General features: G+C 54.0%; 1 protein-coding gene. It reads right to left on the bottom strand.

The genetic code is table 11. The annotated features are described in order from the left end of the window. Positions 1–273, bottom strand: a 273-nt coding sequence (locus Q4563_RS19665; protein WP_303605718.1) for a nitrogenase component 1, incomplete at its 3' end; no start/stop codon positions are given. Between the last annotated feature and the right edge of the window lie 3 nt (positions 274–276).

The following is a 276-nucleotide window of genomic DNA, read 5'->3' as shown; positions in this document are numbered from 1 at the left end:
CCGTAATCCAAAGCTTTCGATACTCTCGGCGACAAATTCCAGGTCGGTTGGTGACAAATTGGCACCACAAAGGACATTGATCTGTTTGTGACGCAAACCGGCACGCGGTGCCTCGGGGTCGACTTCAGGCACCAGGGTTTGCAGTATCCCTTTAACGGTAAGCGCAAAACCACTTTCAAAAGATCCACTGAAGTCGGGGGTATTCACCGCGGTCACGGCCGTGCCAACAAACTGGGGGTACTGTTTCCGGAATTCCCCGACGGCGCGCTTGATATC

The sequence above is a fragment of the Gilvimarinus sp. 1_MG-2023 genome, from assembly GCF_030548285.1.
The sequence above is the reverse complement of the archived record's forward strand: the minus strand, read 5'-3'. Positions and strand labels throughout refer to the sequence as shown.